General features: G+C 56.3%; 1 protein-coding gene. It reads left to right on the forward strand.

Annotated features, from left to right (window positions below; all coding sequences use genetic code 11):
- The coding region (locus B3Z49_RS09825; protein WP_296990422.1) for an alpha/beta fold hydrolase at window positions 1-720 on the forward strand (720 nt) is incomplete at its 5' end.
- Window positions 721-860: the final 140 nt, after the last annotated feature.

The raw sequence follows: 860 nt of genomic DNA on the forward strand, positions 1-860 counted from the left end.
CCAACCATCCTGATGCTGCACGAGGCCCTTGGCACGATCCGCATGTGGCGGGATTTCCCGGCCAAACTGGCGACCGCGACCCGTCATCCGGTGGTTGTCTATGAACGGCGCGGCCATGGCAAATCCGATCCGCACGCGACTGGTGATATTCCGCGCGCGATTGATTTCCACAACATCGAAAGCGATGTCTATCTGCATGGCCTGATCACCGAACTGGGCCTCGCCAAACCGATCCTGTTTGGCCATAGCGACGGGGCGACCATTGCGCTTAAGTATGCCGCACGCTTCCCGGATAATGTGACGGCGGTGATTTCCGAGGCCGCCCATGTTTTTGTCGAGGATGTAACGGTTGCCGGCATTACCGAGGCGGCCAAAATCTATGCCCAGACCGACTGGAAAACCAAACTGCAACGCCACCACTTCGCCCAGACGGATGATGTCTTCAGCGCCTGGGTCGATACCTGGCGCCAACCGGAATTCCGTGACTGGAACATGGTTGATGAGCTTGCCAACATCACCTGCCCGCTTCTGGTCATTCAGGGCGATGACGACCAGTTCGGCAGCGACGAACAGGTCCATACCATCTGTGCAAATACCGGCGGCCCGGTGACCAAAATGCTGATCAAGGATTGCGGCCACATCCCCCATTTCGATCAACCGGATCAGGTGATCAAGGCCAGCCTCAATCATCTTGGCCTTGCCGAATGTGTCGATGGCTAAGGCATCAAACGGCCTTTCGTCATATTACGGCATTTGGGATCTAATCGGGCTGCGGATGATGGGCTTGCTGTGCCGCCACTCCACAAGATTGAAGATTCCCAATCTTCAAGGAAGCTCTTCTTCTTGAGCTCGTCCTGAAA

It is taken from the genome of Thalassospira sp. UBA1131 (assembly GCF_002311515.1).
GTDB lineage: Bacteria > Pseudomonadota > Alphaproteobacteria > Rhodospirillales > Thalassospiraceae > Thalassospira.